At 42.7% G+C, this 16,415-nt stretch carries 14 protein-coding genes; 10 read left to right on the plus strand and 4 right to left on the minus strand.

Annotation, left to right across the window (positions count from 1 at the left end; genetic code table 11):
* Nucleotides 1-118: 118 nt before the first annotated feature.
* Entirely contained in the window at nucleotides 119-1,540 is a 1,422-nt protein-coding gene (locus VJY63_RS03295) for a dihydrolipoyl dehydrogenase (protein ID WP_324048309.1), read from the minus strand.
* Between the two features lie 130 nt (nucleotides 1,541-1,670).
* Between VJY63_RS03295 and VJY63_RS03300 the strand changes: the two genes are divergently transcribed.
* The 9 genes from VJY63_RS03300 (at nucleotide 1,671) to VJY63_RS03340 (ending at nucleotide 12,197) form a co-directional block, all read left to right on the plus strand.
* On the plus strand, nucleotides 1,671-2,552 hold the full coding sequence (locus tag VJY63_RS03300; RefSeq protein ID WP_324048310.1) for an EamA family transporter: 882 nt from the start codon (nucleotides 1,671-1,673) through the stop codon (nucleotides 2,550-2,552).
* Nucleotides 2,553-2,602: 50 nt separating this feature from the next.
* Nucleotides 2,603-3,106 (plus strand): porin family protein, encoded by a 504-nt coding sequence (locus VJY63_RS03305; protein ID WP_324048311.1) that lies wholly within the window; start codon nucleotides 2,603-2,605, stop codon nucleotides 3,104-3,106.
* The gene (locus VJY63_RS03310; RefSeq protein WP_324048312.1) at nucleotides 3,103-3,993 is read left to right on the plus strand and encodes an NAD(+) kinase; all 891 of its coding nucleotides are present in this window, start codon (nucleotides 3,103-3,105) and stop codon (nucleotides 3,991-3,993) included. The genes VJY63_RS03305 and VJY63_RS03310 overlap by 4 nt, the downstream gene beginning before the upstream one ends.
* A gap of 27 nt (nucleotides 3,994-4,020) precedes the next feature.
* The gene (locus VJY63_RS03315) at nucleotides 4,021-5,037 is read left to right on the plus strand and encodes a metallophosphoesterase (RefSeq protein WP_324048314.1); all 1,017 of its coding nucleotides are present in this window, start codon (nucleotides 4,021-4,023) and stop codon (nucleotides 5,035-5,037) included.
* 136 nt (nucleotides 5,038-5,173) lie between these two features.
* A complete protein-coding gene (locus tag VJY63_RS03320) occupies nucleotides 5,174-6,031 on the plus strand; it encodes a rhomboid family intramembrane serine protease (RefSeq protein WP_324048315.1) in 858 nt (285 codons plus the stop codon).
* Between the two features lie 29 nt (nucleotides 6,032-6,060).
* Nucleotides 6,061-6,321, plus strand: a complete 261-nt coding sequence (locus VJY63_RS03325) for a YeaC family protein (RefSeq protein WP_324048316.1) — start codon at nucleotides 6,061-6,063, stop codon at nucleotides 6,319-6,321.
* A gap of 18 nt (nucleotides 6,322-6,339) precedes the next feature.
* The gene (locus tag VJY63_RS03330) at nucleotides 6,340-7,167 is read left to right on the plus strand and encodes a DUF2797 domain-containing protein (RefSeq protein ID WP_324048317.1); all 828 of its coding nucleotides are present in this window, start codon (nucleotides 6,340-6,342) and stop codon (nucleotides 7,165-7,167) included.
* Entirely contained in the window at nucleotides 7,142-8,917 is a 1,776-nt protein-coding gene (locus tag VJY63_RS03335) for an autotransporter assembly complex family protein (protein WP_324048318.1), read from the plus strand. The genes VJY63_RS03330 and VJY63_RS03335 overlap by 26 nt, the downstream gene beginning before the upstream one ends.
* Before the next feature lie 103 nt (nucleotides 8,918-9,020).
* Nucleotides 9,021-12,197: a translocation/assembly module TamB domain-containing protein gene (locus VJY63_RS03340; protein WP_324048319.1), complete on the plus strand. Its 3,177-nt coding sequence runs from the start codon at nucleotides 9,021-9,023 to the stop codon at nucleotides 12,195-12,197.
* Here the strand turns inward: VJY63_RS03340 and trpE are convergent.
* Together trpE and rpe are read right to left on the minus strand one after the other, a co-directional pair.
* A complete protein-coding gene (trpE, locus tag VJY63_RS03345) occupies nucleotides 12,194-13,690 on the minus strand; it encodes an anthranilate synthase component I (protein WP_324048320.1) in 1,497 nt (498 codons plus the stop codon). The genes VJY63_RS03340 and trpE overlap by 4 nt on opposite strands.
* A 3-nt stretch (nucleotides 13,691-13,693) precedes the next feature.
* Nucleotides 13,694-14,392 (minus strand): ribulose-phosphate 3-epimerase, encoded by a 699-nt coding sequence (gene rpe, locus VJY63_RS03350; RefSeq protein WP_324048321.1) that lies wholly within the window; start codon nucleotides 14,390-14,392, stop codon nucleotides 13,694-13,696.
* Nucleotides 14,393-14,551: 159 nt separating this feature from the next.
* Between rpe and VJY63_RS03355 the strand changes: the two genes are divergently transcribed.
* Nucleotides 14,552-15,568, plus strand: coding sequence for a DUF3530 family protein (locus VJY63_RS03355; RefSeq protein ID WP_324048322.1), 1,017 nt, complete (start codon nucleotides 14,552-14,554; stop codon nucleotides 15,566-15,568).
* Here VJY63_RS03355 and djlA read toward each other — a convergent pair.
* Nucleotides 15,563-16,411, minus strand: coding sequence for a co-chaperone DjlA (gene djlA / locus VJY63_RS03360; protein ID WP_324048323.1), 849 nt, complete (start codon nucleotides 16,409-16,411; stop codon nucleotides 15,563-15,565). The two genes, VJY63_RS03355 and djlA, sit on opposite strands and share 6 nt — an antisense overlap.
* Nucleotides 16,412-16,415: the final 4 nt, after the last annotated feature.

A 16,415-nucleotide genomic window follows, 5' to 3' on the forward strand; every position in this document is an offset into this window, starting at 1 on the left:
AAAGTTGATAGCCATAGTAGGACTATAGATATTGGGCGCATCTTAGCTAGTTTCAATGGCTGCAACAAGTCAAAATAACGGGATTTTCTTGTTGCAGCAGGTGGTTAATAATAGCCAATTATGGCTGTTTTTTTAATTGCGCTGCTGCTGAGCGTAAGGCAGTTCTAATGCCTTCTTCTACTACAGGATGATAAAAAGGTAGAGCAAGTATTGCTTTAATGGTGAGTTTTTGTTGAATACTCCAAGCCAAGAGATGAACGAGATGCTCGGCTCTTGGGCCAAAAATTTCTGTACCTAAAAGCTGGCCGGTTTTTTTACAGGCGTAAACTTTCATCATGCCTTGGTTTTGCTGCATAACACGCGCACGGCCTTGTTTGCTGAAGTTCATACTGCCCACCACCACGCCATCATCGCCTAAACGCTGTTTAATTTGTGCTAAAGATTCGCCTGCTAAAGCAATTTGTGGCTCGCTAAACACCACTGCTAAAGGCGTGCGGCGCGGTGTAGGCTGAAAATCAGGCCAACGGGCAGCGTTGCTACCGGCGATAAAGCCTTCATCATTGGCTTCATGCAGCAGTGGTCTAAAACCGGCTACATCACCGGCAATAAAAATAGGTGAAGGGCTGCCATCGGCATTAACGCATTGGGACGTTTCAGGGCTGAATTCTGGTTGTTGGCGTTCGTTTAGCTTTAAGCCTGCTGCTTGAATATTAATCTTATCTAGGTTGGCTTTACGTCCTGTTGCGGCTAATAAATAATCAAATATTTCAGTGATTTCGTAGCCTTCGTTATTAACGAAAGTAATTTCAACGCCTGCAGCAGTGCGGCTAATTGAATTAACTTTATTACCAGCCATTAACGGAAATTCTTGGTTAAAAGTTTTAAGTGCCAAGGCTTTAATTTCTGGGTCTTGCAAGGGGCCAACACCATCGCCACGCCCAAATAAACGTAAACGCACACCTAAACGGCTTAGGGCTTGGCTGATTTCTAAACCGATAACACCCGGACCAAAAACGGCTACAGATTCAGGTAAGTCGTCCCAATCAAACACATCATCATTCACGATTAAGCGGTCGCCAGCGGCTTCAAGCTGGGTGGGAATCACCGGGCGTGAACCCGTGGCAATAATTATATTACGCGCTCGAATTTTTTGACCGCTGCTGGTTTCTAAGGTGTTGGCATCTATAAACTTAGCTTGTTCATCAATGCGCTGCTGAGCAGGTATTTGCTCTATATCTTGTAATACAAAGCTTACAAAACGGTCACGCTCCGATTTCACCCGCTGCATAACTGCCTTGCCATCAACCTTATAGCCATTATTAAGTTGAATTCCAAATGCTGGCGCTAACTGCATTTGATGGGCGCTTTCTGCCGCTGCAATTAATAGTTTGCTGGGCATACAACCTACCCGCGCACAGGTAGTACCGTAAGCGCCGCCTTCTAGCATAACGATTGAGTCAGTGACTTTATTGGCGGCATTAAATGCACTCATACCCGCTGTACCTGCGCCTAAAATGGCAATATCAACGTCTAAAATCATGGTTTAACTCCGGTTAATTAATTACTTTATTCATATTAGTTTAACAAAAACGCATATAAGAAGCTGCTAGCTACTCGGCTCAAGGCTTTCTATAATTGGTCAACTTTAAAATTAAAAAAGGTTAACCAGTGTGATCTATTTATGGGGTGTGACGTTTTTATGGGCTTTTTCGTTTAGCTTAATCGGGGTGTATTTATCCGCCAGTGTTGATGCCTATTTTGCCGTGTTAACTCGCACGCTGCTGGCGAGTTTAGTGTTTGTGCCTTTACTAAAGTTTGCGCGTATTCCTTTAAAATTAGCCATGCAATTAATGCTGATTGGTGGTTTTCAATTGGGCGTTATGTACCTGTGTTTGTACCAATCTTTTAGTTATTTAAGTGTGCCAGAGGTGGTGCTGTTTACTATTTTTACGCCTATTTACATCACGCTGACCAATGATTTGCTGCAAGGGCGTTTTACGCTTTGGTATTTGTTAACAGCGAGTTTAGCCGTTATAGGTGCGGGTATTATTCGCTTTAATCACATTAGTACCGATTTTTTTGTGGGCTTTTTATTGGTGCAAGCCGCTAATCTTTGTTTTGGCTTGTCGCAAGTGGCTTACAAGCATTTGATGGCGCATTTACAAATGGCGGTATCAACCCTGCGCCACCGTGATGTGTTTGGTTATTTTTATCTGGGTGCTTTGTTGGTTGCAGCGCTAGGTATGCTGTTATTTGGTGATTGGCAACGCTTGCCAAGTAGTTCTACGCAATGGATTGTCTTGTTATGGCTGGGTTTAGTGGCTTCTGGCGTAGGTTATTTTTTATGGAATAAAGGTGCAACACTGGTGGATGCGGGTACTTTGGCAATTATGAATAATACCTTAGTACCGGCTGGTTTGTTGGTTAATTTATTAATCTGGAACCGTGAGGTTGATTGGCTTAGATTAATTGCTGGTGGGTTAATCATTCTTTTAGCTTTGCTAATCAATGAACGTTGGGTAAAGCCTAGGCTAGCAATCAAGGCTTTTTAAGTGTTTAATCGGGCATTAAAGATTTTATAGATAAGCCAAGGAGAGTATTAATGGTTCGCTGGTTACCCACTGCTTTAGTCGGTTGTTTATTATTACCTGCTGCTGGCCAGTTATATGCTGCTGATGATTACAGTGAAGTTCATAGCTATGTGAGTGGTGGCTTACATCATTGGTCTTCCGATGATTCAAGCGCTGACGGTATAAAAATACGTTTTGGTCAACAGCTGAATACTTTTGTTGGTATTGAAGGGCATTTTGCGGTTGGTGGTGAAGACTCTGCAACAGGCATTTCGTTGGACCGTTTGTTTGGCGTTTATGGGAAATTTATTTTACCTTTTGATCTTTTCAGCCCCTATGCCAAGTTAGGTCTGGCTTCTGCCTCTTTAAAAGCACCTGAAGGAAGCCAAAGCGAGTTTGAAATGGGTTACGGTATTGGTACAGAAATTAAAATTAACCCACGCTTTTACATTGATTTGGAATACATGGTTTATTTAGATACAGCGGATATGCAGCTGGATGGTTTTACTCTAGGCGTAGGTTATAAATTACCATGAAAAAACCTGTATTTCGTAATATAGGCTTAATTGGGCGTTTAGGTAGCAATAAAGTTGTGGAAACACTTAAACGCCTGATGCGCTTTTTGGCTGAACGTAATTATCACGTTATTGTTGAAGAACGTACGGCTGGCATTATGTTGGGTCATGGTTTTCAAGAAGCTGATTTAAAAATGCTGGCTGAAATTTGTGATCTAGTTATCGTTGTTGGCGGTGATGGCAGTCTGCTGGGCGCAGCACGTGCGATGGCTAAAACTGGCGTGCCAGTGCTGGGTATTAACCGTGGTCGATTAGGTTTTTTAACGGATATTTTACCCGATGAAATTGAAGAAAAAGTAGGGTCAGTATTAGAAGGCAAATACACGTCAGAAAAGCGTTTTCTGCTGGATGCTGAAATTTACCGTGAAGGTGAGTTGATAGGCAGTGCGGATGGCTTGAATGATGTGGTTTTGCACCCTGGTAAGTCAGCACGGATGATTGAGTTTGATTTGTATATTGAAGGTCAATTTGTTTATAACCAGCGTTCTGATGGGCTGATTGTTGCCACACCAACGGGTTCAACAGCCTATGCTTTGTCCGGTGGTGGCCCGATTATGCACCCTAAGTTGGATGCGTTGGTGTTAGTGCCTATGTTTCCGCACACTCTTTCTAGTCGCCCTATTGTGGTTGATGGCAGCAGCGAAATAAAAATATTTATCAGTGGTAGCAATGAAACCTATCCACACGTTTCTTGCGATGGACAAACGCATTTGGTGACTAAACCTGGGGATGTGCTTTATATCCGTAAAAAACCGCAAAAATTAAAACTCATTCACCCGTTGGGGCATGATTTTTATGAAATTTGCCGTACCAAGCTGGGTTGGAATTCGCAGCAAAGCAACTATTGATAAAGCAACATTTTAAATGGAAAGTTTATGCAAGGTTTTGACCTGATCGGTGATGTACATGGTTGTGGTAACACGCTGCGGCGTTTACTAGAACTTATGGGGTATTCACGTCAATCGGGCGCACTTAAACTAGAGGCATGGCGACACCCGGCTGGACGGCAAGTCATCTTTGTGGGTGATATTCTTGACCGAGGTCCAAGGGTCCGACAAGCGTTGCACGATGTTAGGGCGATGATTGAAGCAGGTACGGCGCACATGGTGCTGGGGAATCACGAATACAATGCTTTGGCTTATTCTACGTTGAACATGGCAGGTCAGCCATTACGTTCTCATTCTGTAAGGCATCAGCGTGTTATTCAAGAAACGCTAGATCAATTCGAACCTTGGCCGAATGAGTGGCAAGATTTTTTGAATTGGTTTATGACGTTACCGCTGGCGCTTGATTTAGAAACCCTGCGGGTGGTTCATGCTTGTTGGGATAACGCTTTAATGCCGCGTTTTTTTGAGCAATACCCCGATGGCAAAATGACCCCCGAATTTTTACAGGCTTCAGCAATAGTCGGCACTGATGCATTTAAAATCATTGACCGTTGCACGCGCGGTACTTGGTTACGTTTACCCGAAGGGCAAACTCAAAAGAGTGACGATGGTTTTATTCGTGACCGCTTTCGCACGTCTTATTGGGTAGAGCAACCGCGTACTTGGGGCGATGTGCTTTTTCAGCCAGACCGTTTAAGTCCTGAAGCTGAAGCAACTTTAATTTCTGAACAAGACCAGCGGCATTTATGTTATTACCCACCTGAAGATAAGCCTTTATTTTTTGGGCATTATTGGTGCCAAGGTTTTCCTTCGGTGATTCGCTCTAACCTCGCTTGTTTAGACTACAGTGCTGTAAAATATGGCCGTTTAGTGGCTTACCGTTTTGATGGTGAGGCAAGATTAAGTGCTGAAAAGTTTGTTTGGGTTGAAGTACAAAAAGATGAATATCCACCGTTAGAAGAACTGCGTGCAGAAATGACCGCAGAAGATATCCAAAAAATTTAACACAAAATTTGAAATACACGGGAACTTAAATGCCGATGCTACGTCTTAATCTTTGTAGTTTCCTCATGATAGTCCTGCTTTGGCGGCGGTTTCTTTATACTAAGAAACGCCGCCATTTTTTATAGAGCCATTTTTTATGTTAAAACTACTTAGTTTACCTGCCGAACAAGACCCCATGCCGCTTTCACGCCACTTGTGGAAAGCAAAGCTTGGGCATCGTATTTTGCCTGACGAACAAGGTAATCATGTGTTTTGGCTGCTGGACGTGGGGCAATTACCTTTAGTTCAACAAGCCTTAGATGATTGGCAGGCCGGTCGCAGCACGGTGCCAGCCACTAATAATCCTAACGCTTTGATTTTTCGTATTAAAAAAGTGCCGGTTACAGTGCTGGTATTGCTTTTAGCCTGTTTAATAACGGCTGCGTTTGAATGGGTTTTTGGCGCGATAGTTTTTTTGCTGATTTCTTTTACGCCAATGGAGTTTGTTGATAATCAATTGGTTAGTTTGCCGCTGAGTACTACTTTGTCCTCTGGACAGTGGTGGCGATTAATTACGCCTATATTTCTGCATTTTGGCATAATGCATCTAGTATTTAATGCGCTCTGGATTTGGATTTTAGGTGAAATGATTGAAAGAAACCAAGGGCAGGTTAAACTTGTTTTATTGATTTTGTTTACGGCTTTAATCTCTAATTCAGCACAGTTTTTAATCAATGATTCCAGTCAGTTTGGCGGCCTATCGGGTGTTGTATATGGTTACTTAGGTTACATTTGGCTTTGGAGTAAGCTTCACCCGCAGCAAGGTTTGGCAATTAATAATGGTTTGGTTATTTTTATGCTGGGCTGGATGTTGTTAGGTATGACCGATTTTTCGCGTTCTTTATTGGGTTTGAATATGGCTAATGAAGCACATTTGGGTGGCTTGTTAGCAGGATTGGCTTTTGCACTCTTACCTTGGTTTAAGAAAAAAGCGTCTAAAAAAACCAGTATCTAAAAATAGAAAGTAGACAATAGGAAAGCAGTATGACTTTTATAGATATGATCGAAAAAATGAGCCCTGAAATTTACACCGCTTTAAAGCAAGGGGTTGAACTTGGTCGCTGGCCCAATGGCTTGGTATTAACGCCTGAGCAGCGTGAAATTAGCATGGAAGCTGTGTTGCGTTATGAAGCACAAAGCAATATTCCAGATAATCAGCGTGTGGGTTATATAGAACCTAAAAAGAAAAAGCCGGTTGCAGACGGTGCTAAAGAACAGCCAGTACGTATTTTAGGGCAGGAATAATTAAATGCTGGGCTTAAAATGATTAGTTTAACGGGTCGCCTACGCAAGATGGCTACTCAACACACCACGCCCATTAGCTATGAATTAAAGCTAGCCGACGGTGTAGGTGGTTTGCAAAGCCTAGCTTTGAATCCTTGTTTAGGAAAAACAGTCAGTCTTGAGTTCAGCGGCAATATTTACTGCGTTCATTGCGAACGTAAAACCAATAAAAGTTTTTCGCAAGGTTATTGCTATCCGTGTTTTAAAATGCTGGCTCAGTGCGATACTTGCATGATTAAGCCAGAAGCTTGCCATTACCATTTAGGTACTTGCCGTGAACCTAGGTGGGGCGAAGCGCATTGTTTTAAACCGCACCTAATTTACCTTGCCAGTACAACTGGCTTAAAAGTGGGCATTACACGTGAAACCAATAACCCAACGCGCTGGATGGATCAAGGGGCGATTGCTGCTTTACCTTTGCTAAAAGTTACTAACCGTTTGGCTTCAGGTTTAATTGAAACAACCTTGAGGCAAACGATTAAAGACAAAACCGCTTGGCAGCGGATGCTAAAAAATGACGTTGAAGACTTGGATCTAGTACAAGAAGCACAGCAAGTTTTAGCCGACTATCAGCCGCAGCTTAAAGAAATAAGTAACCTAGAATTTGAAATACTGGCTTTGCAGCCCGTTATTTTTGAATACCCAGTGCTGGAATACCCAATTAAAGTTAAATCGCTTAATTTAGATAAAATACCAACAGTCACTGGTCAGCTATTAGGCATTAAAGGTCAGTATTTATTATTGGATACTGGTGTGATTAACCTACGCAAATATGCCGGTTATGAGGTGCGTTTTTCTGCCCATTAATCAACTGATGAAAAGTTATTTACTGCTTTTTTTCTTATTACTAACCTTCTTTTATTCTATTCAGACGCTGGCTGCAGAAAAAAAGCCAGCCGCCTTAGTGTTGCAATTAAAACCTAATGTTGCTGCGGTGCGTAAAAATATTGATGCTTATTTAGGTGAAATAGAGCCGCGCAATGCCAGTGAAATGCGCCGCTATGCCCGTTATGCACGCGGGCAAATTATTCAAGCTGTAGAAGCTTTAGGTTATTACCGCTACCAAATTAACCTAGAAGTGCTTGACGGTAATCCTGCTCAGCTAGTGGTTAACCTTGCGCTAGGTGAACCAGTGCATTTAAAAACCGTGAGTTTAAAACTGAGCGGGCCTGCTCAAGAACAATTAAGTTTTACCCTACCTGTTGATGAAAAATTAGCAACAGGGCAAGTGTTAAGCCATTCTGCTTATGATGGCGCTAAACAACATTTTTCAGAGCAAGCCATTAACTACGGTTATTTTGCAGCTGAATTTACTCAAAATACGCTAACGATTGACCCTAAAGCTGGCACTGCAGACATTGTTTTGCATTTTGAATCAGGGCCGCGTTACCGTTTTGGTGAAGTGAATTTTGATCAGCAAGGTGAATTAACCGACGCTTTATTAAGAAAATTCGTCCGTTTTAAACAAGGTGACTGGTTTGATGCCGACCAACTCAGCGAACTAAGCCGTGAATTGCGAGCTAGTGGTTACTTTAACGAAGTGCTGGTTGATATTCGTGAACAGCAAGCTGATACGCAATTACACGTACCTGTTGAGGTTTTGTTGCGGATGCGTAAACCACACAGCTTAGATTTAGGTTTGGGTTATTCAACGGATATAGGCCCAAGAATTAGTGCTAGTTGGACGCAGTATTGGTTAAATAATCAAGGTCATAGTCGTGGTGTAGACAGTGAACTTTCTTTACCTCGTAAAGCGGTGAGTGCTTGGTATCAGCTGCCGTTAACGCCACCTATGACCGATAAATTACGTTTTACCACTGCAATAGAAGATGAACATTTTGATGACCAAGCCAGTCAGCGTTTTAGCTTGGGTGTTCAATGGCATCACCGTCAAGCCAGTGGTTGGGATAGGGTGTTATCGTTGAAAGGTCGGCAAGAAAAGTTCCAAGTGGGTGAAGATGAAGATTCGACTTGGTTAACGCTACCGGGTATTAGTTATGGGCGTTTAAAGACTAATCAACGCATTGACCCTTCACAGGGTTACCGTTTACAGCTTGAAGTGAATGCGGGTCGTAAAGAATTATTAGCCGATATTAATCTATTACAAGTCACCGCTTTTGCGCGTGGGCTATACACTGTTTTTGATAGTCATCGGTTGTTGGCACGAATGCAGCTAGGATTTTTATCCACGGAAGACTTTTCTCGTACGCCGGTTTCTATGCGCTTTTTTGCTGGTGGCGATCAAAGTGTGCGTGGTTATCCTTACCAAGAGCTAGCACCTAAAAGTGAATCCGGTCGTCCGTTAGGTGGGCATTACTTATTAGCGAGTAGTGTTGAATATCAATATAGCTTAACCCCAACTTGGCGTTTAGCGACTTTTGTTGATGCCGGTGATGCTACGTCTAAGCGTTATGAACTAAAAGCACCAAAAATAGGTTTAGGCATTGGGGTGCGCTGGATTTCTCCGGTGGGTGCTTTACGTTTAGACATTGCTAAAGGCTTAGATGAATTACAAGGTGGCTGGCAGCTGCATTTTTCGATGGGGCCAGAGTTATGATTAGGTTAAGCCTATGATACGGCTGCTATTAGTTATAACAAAATGTATAACACAGTTATTCCTTTTTTGGTTTAGCTCAGCTTTAAGTTTTATTACATTAAGTGTGATCTTAATTATTGGTTGGTTGTTTTTTACTTCACTGGGTGGACAATGGTTGTTGCAGCAAGTACCAGGCTTAACCCTGAGTGGTTTTCAAGGTCAGTTATTAGGTAAATGGCAAGCCAAAAATGTGCAATGGCAAAGCCCAAATTTAAGCCTGAAAATACAAGGCTTAGTATTTGATTGGCAGCCGCGTTGCTTGTTAGAGCGCAAGGTTTGTTTCAATGATTTACAGCTAACAGCCGTGCATATTAAAACGGCTACACCCCCTAAAGCTGCACCATTGCCTATTGACTGGGCGAGTTTGCACCTTCCTGCGATTGAGTTGCCGCATTTGGATTTATTAGAGTTGGCTTTTTTGCAGGGCATAGAGGTTAATAATTTGGTCATTGGTGATCTGAAGTTAAATGACCAGCAGCAGTTAAGTCATTTACAACTGGCGGTTACTTGGCAAGCCACACGGATTGATTTAAAAAATTTACAAGTACAAAGTCCTTTTTTACTGGGTGGTATAAGCACTAAAGCGCATTTAAGTGGTTGGCTAATGACTGAAAAGAACTGGCCTTTAAACCTTAAATTAACCAGTGAATTAAGTGAAGCGCCCATTAAAGTTAATCTATCCGGTGATTTTTCTAAACTAAACTTACAAGCCCGTTTGATTGCTACCACTGCTTCAGCTTCTTTTGCAGAAAAGCACAGTGATATTCATTTAAAGGGTTGGGTTAACCTGTTACAGCCTGCTGCGCCGATTCAATTAAGTTTAAATTGGCAAAATTTAGATCTGCATAAAATACACCCTAAATTTGCTAGCTTACCTGATGCTATTCAGTTGCAGCAGGGCGCATTAAATTTACAAGGTGATTTAGCTAAAGGTTGGCGCTTAAAGTTAGACACTAAACAGCAGTTAAATAATCAGCCACTGATTTTAAATTTAGCTGCAAATTTAAGCTGGGAAAAACTTCAGATTGAAAACCTAAGCATCTACCTTGATAAAGCCAATTGGCTAGCGTTAGATTTAGACCTTAACCTTGAGCGTTGGCAAGCAAACTTAGACGTTAAAATTACCGATTTGGACGTTTTGTCATCCCGTTTAATTAGTCTGATACACACCTTTTCGCCCAAATTGATTACTGAGCCACAATTGGCAGCGCTCTTGGTTGAGCCTTTGTTAGCTGGTGATTTACAGCTAGATAGCCATTTTGAGATGCCTGCTATTGTCAGCAGCGAAGCGTTACAAAAAGCTTTAACACAAAGTCATTTTCAATTAAATCTAGCTTCGCAGTTTTTGCGTTATACCAATCTACAGCTAGAAAAAACCGACTTAGCTTTGACTTATAACGGTCAAGAAAACCACCAAGACCCCAGTTTAAGCCTAGCTTTTACCAGTCAACAGCTACAGCAAGGTCAGGCTATTGATTTAGATGAAGGTGCTGAACGGCTGTTGCTGAAAAATTTAAGGCTGCATCTAGTGGGCTTACTGAGTAAACATAAGCTAATCAGTGGTTTGATTTTAGACGATCAGCCATTGGAGTTAAGCTTTGATGGTGGTGTGCAGCTAAAAAACTTAGACGATGTGCAATGGCGTTATCAACTAGCCACTTTAAGTACGCAGTTATTAACCCCTTGGTTGCCAGAAGACTTGCGCTGGATTGATGAAATTGGTGGCGATATTGATGGGCAATGGCGTAACCAACAACTGCAAGCTAGCCTAGTGTTAAATGGTGGGCCGGGTGAATTAGCGGTTAAGTTAGAAGATACGCTTAACGAAACTTTTACTTGGACAGCGTTAAACTATCACTTGTTAAATTTGGGTTTAAGTTTAAAAGATCAAAAGCTTACAATGTATTTTACGTTAAATGGCGAGGCGCTTGGTTATTTGAATACTGCTGTAACACTTGATTTGCAACCGGATTCGGTTCAGCAGCAGCGGGCGCTTAAAGGGCATTATCAGTTAAACCATTTACAGCTAAAGCTTTTTGCACCTTTTATTGATATTGATAAATTAGATGGGCAGTTAGTAGGTCAGGGAAAAATTCGTGGGCATTTATTAGCACCCGAAGTTTGGGGTCATTTACAACTGCAAAAAGTTGTTGCAACGGATACTTATTGGCCGGTTAGTTTGCAGCAATTAGACGGTGAATTATTATTGCAAGGTAAGCATTTAGAGCTAAATGCTGATTTTTTAACTGGTGAAGGTGGGGTAGGAAAGCTTAGCGGCGAAATGCATTGGCTACCTGAGCTGGCTGCGCGTATTCAATTGCAAGGTAATGCTTTTAATGTTCGAATTGAGCCCTATGCTAGTTTACAAGTAACACCGGATTTAATATTTACTTACCAGCAAAAAAAAGGCTTGTTAGCAGGGCAAATTAAAATACCTAGCGGTTTAATTAGCGTGCAGCAGCTGCCTAAACAAGCCATTAAAGCTTCTAGTGATGCACAAGTGATTGGTCGTAAAGTGGTAACAGGCAATAACACGGCGTTGAATTTGGATCTTGAATTACTGTTAGGCAATGTCAGTTTGCCAAATGAAGCGCCTTTAAAGCTTGAGGTTATGGGGTTGGAAGCTGAAATTCAAGGCCGTTTAAGGGTCGCTAATAATATGCAAACCCGTGGTGAGCTGCTGTTGGTGAAGGGTACTTTCCAGTCTTGGGGGCAGGATTTAAAACTGCGTAAAGCGCGTTTAAACTTTGCTGGGCCAGTTAGCCTACCATTTTTAGACATAGAAGCCGTGCGTGAGGTGCAAGACATTACGGTGGGTATTCACATGACCGGTCGAGCTGACCGTCCTGAAACAGAAATTTTTTCTGAGCCACCGATGGCAAATGAGCAAGCCTTGTCTTGGTTAATCTTAGGCCGCCCACTACAAACTGAACAAGATGAAAATAGCTTGAATGCAGCGGCGATTTCGTTTGGTTTAAAACAAGCTTCGGGCATTACGGGGCGTTTGGGTGAGTCGGTAGGTTTAAAAGATTTTCAACTACTGGCTGAAGGCAGTGGCAGTGACACCAGCGTGGTGGCTTCGGGTTATATTAGCGAAAAAGTAAGTGTTAGCTATGGTGTGGGCGTTTATGATGAAATTTCACGCTTTGTGGTGCGCTATGAATTGTCGCGCCAAGTGTATATTGAAGCGGCCAGTTCCTTGGCCAGCTCCTTAGATATTTTTTGGCGCTTAGTGTTTTAAAGGTTATCTAATCCGCGTTCTGCCATAGCCACGGCTTTAAATACTGCTCTACCTTTGTTCAGGGTTTCTTCCCATTCCATTTGTGGTACAGAATCCGCCACTACACCGGCACCGGCTTGAACGTGTAGCTGTCCATCTTTAATAACGGCAGTGCGTATGGCAATGGCGGTATCCATATTACCGTACCAGCTTAAATAACCGACTGCACCGCCATAAACACCGCGTTTAACAGGTTCTAATTCGTCTAAAATTTCTAAGGCTCTAATTTTAGGTGCGCCTGACAAAGTACCGGCAGGAAAAGTGGCGCGTAACACATCAATCGCTGACAGTTCAGGGCGAAGTTTACCCACCACATTAGAAACAATGTGCATAACGTGCGAATAGCGCTCAATGCCCATACTGTCCGTTACTTTAACGCTGCCGGTTTGTGCTATACGGCCTACATCATTACGCCCTAAATCAATCAGCATCAAGTGCTCGGCTAATTCTTTAGGGTCTGCCAATAATTCTTTTTCTAATGCCAAATCTTCTTCAGGCGTAACGCCGCGTTTGCGTGTACCAGCAATGGGGCGTACGGTGACTTCACCGTCTTCTAAGCGAGCAAGAATTTCGGGCGAAGAACCGACGACCTGAAAAGTATCTAGGTGTAGATGAAACATATAAGGCGATGGGTTTAGCATTCGTAAAGCACGATACAGTTCTAAAGATTGGGCTTTAAATGGCAGACTCATGCGCTGCGAAACCACGCACTGCATAATGTCACCTGCGTGAATGTAGCCTTTAATTTTATCAACCGCTGCTTTAAACGCACTTTCAGTAAAACCAGATTGAAAGTCGCTTTCTTTAACTGCTGCACGCCCTGTACCGGGGCTGGTGGTATTTAATGTGGCAGTGCGTAGCTTAATTTCTAGCAATTCTAACTTTTGCTGGGCTTTTTCTAGGGCTTGCTCTTCAGCAGGATTGGCGTGTGTAATTAGCAGTAGTTTGCCTGATAAATTATCAAATACCACCACGTCTTCAGAGACCATCAGCAAAATGTCTGGTACTTGCAGCGGGTCAGCCATACGTGCTGCTGCTTCACGATTATTTAAACGTGGTTCAATGTAACGAATGGTGTCATGCCCAAAATAACCAACCAAACCGCCGGTAAAACGTGGTAAATCAGGCAAGGGCGCTACTTTATATTGCGCTTGAAACGCTTCAATGGTGGCCAAAGGGTCAGTAACGGTTTTGCTACTGATTAACTGGTCGTTACGGAACAGTTTAAAATCATGGCCATGCACTTCAAGGCGTTCGTTGGAAGGTAGGCCAATAATGGAATAACGCCCCCATTTTTCACCACCTTGCACCGATTCAAGTAAATAGCTATAGGGCTGTTGCGCCAATTTCATATAAGTAGAAAGCGGTGTGTCTAAATCTGCTAGCACTTCACGGCTAACCGGAATACGGTTATAGCCTTGAGCACTTAGGGCGGTAAATTGTTCGGGGGTCATGGTTTAAATTCCTTGAAGTTGATCTCTGAGTGCTTTAATCACTGAATCATAACGGTTAGGGTCACTAGCTTTAGCCGCGCCAAAAATAGCTGAACCAGCCACAAACGCATCGGCACCGGCGGCTGCAATTTCAGCAATATTGCCCACGCCCACACCACCATCAACTTGTAAATGTATTGGTTTGCCGCTGGCAATAATTCTGGCACGTGCTTCACGCAGTTTTTGCAGGGTTTGTGGAATAAATTTTTGGCCGCCAAAACCTGGGTTAACGCTCATTAAAAGAATTATATCTAAACGATCCACCACATAATCCATCAAGTTTAATGGCGTTGCTGGGTTGAAGACCAAACCGGCTTTACAACCACCGTCACGAATCATTTGTAAGCTGCGGTCAATGTGCTCAGACGCTTCAGGATGAAATGTAATGCTGGTCGCACCGGCTTCAATAAAATCACCAATCATGCGGTCAACCGGCTTAACCATTAAATGCACATCAATCGGTGCGGTAACACCATGATTACGCAGCGCTTTACATACCATAGGCCCAATGGTTAAGTTGGGTACATAGTGGTTATCCATCACGTCAAAGTGAATCCAATCTGCACCAGCAGCTAACACTTTATCTACTTCTTCACCCAAACAAGCAAAGTTAGCAGAAAGAATAGAAGGGGCGATAATAAAATCTGGTTTTTTAGTAGGCATGGTATTTTTTATCCGCATCAAAAAGCTAAAAAAAAGAATCTGTGCATATTTTAAGGCATTCAATCTAGTTGTGCAGCTTTGTTACATCTTTCACAGCGCTTGGTTGTCTTTGGCTGGGTGTTTATACTCAACCCAGATCAATATTAGGAACTATAACAAGTGAAAAAGCATCCAGTGAAAAAAATATCAACTTTATGCGTTTCTTTATTCTTTGCTAGCTTTTCGTTGACACCTATAGCCTTGGCTGCTGAGCCAGCGTTTGGTTTTGATGACGAAGACGAGCAAGAGATCAAAGTTGAGCGTGCTAACCCAGACCCTATGGCGCAAATGCTAAGTGCATTAGTCGCTGAACTGCCTGCTAATCAAGTGGTTAATTTGCCGTTGGCTGAAGAAGAAACTTTTCTTGCTTTGCAAATGAATGCACTCAGCGCTAAGGCTAAAGGACAGGTTTTACTCTTGCCTGGTGATAGGCAACACCCCAACTGGCCACAAGGCATTGCACCGTTAAGGGAAGTCTTGCCTGAATATGGCTGGACAACGCTATCCATTGCTTTACCTATTTATAAGGGTACAAGTATTGCAGAAAGAACCTTGGCTCCCGGTGCTTTGTTGTCTTATTCAAGCCTTAAAAAAGCGGCAGATAATCCGGTTGAAGAAACTGAATCTAATGCTAATGCTGTATTTTTAGACAATGACATCGAAGAAGATGAAGCAGTGGTCGAAAAAGAAGTCCTTGACCCAAGTATTGCTTTAAATGCGCACCGCACCTTAATTGAATTGCGCCTTAACGCCGCATTACAACACCTAGGCAATAAAGGTCAGCAAGTGCTTATTTTACAAGGTGAAAGCGTTTACTGGTTACAGTCATGGTTAGCTGCAGGCAATTTAGCTAAGCGTTCGCCATTAATTTTGCTTTATGTGGAGGCACCTGCTGGCGCTGATTCTGCTAGTTTTACCGCGTTAATCAATAAGCTAGGCAACCGTCCTATTTTAGACATTTATGCCGGACAAAATGTGCTGCAAACCCATTTAGCCGCCGAACGTAAATTAGCTTATTTGCGGGCAGGCAATAATTTAGCCACTCAGATGGTTGTTAAAGTACCAGTTAGCAGTGGTGATGGCACCGACAGCCGCTGGTTAACGCAACGCGTTGAAGGCTGGTTACGCAGTTTATAAGCCGCGCGATTTTTTTAGTACACTGTAAGCTTGTTGAATGTCTTGCGCTTTTTCTTTACCTTTTTCTAAAGCACGCTCGGTTAAACCTTGTGCAATGAGTTTATCTGGGTGATGAATGCTCATCAGCTTGCGGTAGCTTAGTTTGATTTCTTCAGGACTGGCTGTTTTGGTTAAGCCTAGCGTTTTGTAAGCTTGCAACAGCACAGGCTTGCTAATCATTTTAGACTGTTGGTACGTTTGTTGACTGCTATAACCTTTGTGCTCCCGAATTAGCTGGTGTAAGCGGTCGAACTCACCTTGGCTTATGTTTAACAGCGGCAAAAAAGAGTGTAAAAGTTTGAGTTGGCTATCACTGGCAGGCCCACCGGCGTAAGCCATATTCATTAGATGGTCAATAAAATCTAAGCGGTATTGTTTTTTATTGGCAAAGCGTTTGCGTAGTTGCTCTAATCGCGCTTCTATGGAATCAGTGGCCATTTTACCTTGGTTAAACTGTGCAATGGCGGCTTCACGTTGCACTGTGTTTAAGTTTAGTCGTTTAAACAGCGCTTCAGTTGCAGCAATTTCTTGTGGTGAGATACGACCATTTTGTTTGGCAACGTAACCTAAACAAATAAACAAGGTTTCACGGTAAACGGATTCCCTTGATTTAGGTAATTTGACTTTACTGGCGATACGGCGCACCAAGGCAAAAATTTTATTGCGATGAAAATCAAAACTGTGCCCAAGAATAATGCCCAATGCTGCGCCTTGCCAACTACCCAGTAAAAAACCCAGCACTAGCCCCACCGCTTTCCCTGCAAAATGGGGTAGCTTTAGCAGCTTTTTTAATTTTGATTTCATGCAA

It is taken from the genome of Marinospirillum sp. (assembly GCF_035271045.1).
GTDB lineage: Bacteria > Pseudomonadota > Gammaproteobacteria > Pseudomonadales > Halomonadaceae > Marinospirillum.

What these genes read in the sequence shown, in the direction of transcription:
- djlA (WP_324048323.1), bottom strand. Translation starts at nt 16,411, where the DNA reads ATGAAATCAAAATTAAAAAAGCTGCTAAAGCTACCCCATTTTGCAGGG.
- VJY63_RS03325 (WP_324048316.1), top strand. Translation starts at nt 6,061, where the DNA reads ATGACTTTTATAGATATGATCGAAAAAATGAGCCCTGAAATTTACACC.
- VJY63_RS03330 (WP_324048317.1), top strand. Translation starts at nt 6,340, where the DNA reads ATGATTAGTTTAACGGGTCGCCTACGCAAGATGGCTACTCAACACACC.
- VJY63_RS03335 (WP_324048318.1), top strand. Translation starts at nt 7,142, where the DNA reads ATGAGGTGCGTTTTTCTGCCCATTAATCAACTGATGAAAAGTTATTTA.
- VJY63_RS03295 (WP_324048309.1), bottom strand. Translation starts at nt 1,540, where the DNA reads ATGATTTTAGACGTTGATATTGCCATTTTAGGCGCAGGTACAGCGGGT.
- VJY63_RS03320 (WP_324048315.1), top strand. Translation starts at nt 5,174, where the DNA reads ATGTTAAAACTACTTAGTTTACCTGCCGAACAAGACCCCATGCCGCTT.
- VJY63_RS03305 (WP_324048311.1), top strand. Translation starts at nt 2,603, where the DNA reads ATGGTTCGCTGGTTACCCACTGCTTTAGTCGGTTGTTTATTATTACCT.
- VJY63_RS03310 (WP_324048312.1), top strand. Translation starts at nt 3,103, where the DNA reads ATGAAAAAACCTGTATTTCGTAATATAGGCTTAATTGGGCGTTTAGGT.
- VJY63_RS03315 (WP_324048314.1), top strand. Translation starts at nt 4,021, where the DNA reads ATGCAAGGTTTTGACCTGATCGGTGATGTACATGGTTGTGGTAACACG.
- rpe (WP_324048321.1), bottom strand. Translation starts at nt 14,392, where the DNA reads ATGCCTACTAAAAAACCAGATTTTATTATCGCCCCTTCTATTCTTTCT.
- trpE (WP_324048320.1), bottom strand. Translation starts at nt 13,690, where the DNA reads ATGACCCCCGAACAATTTACCGCCCTAAGTGCTCAAGGCTATAACCGT.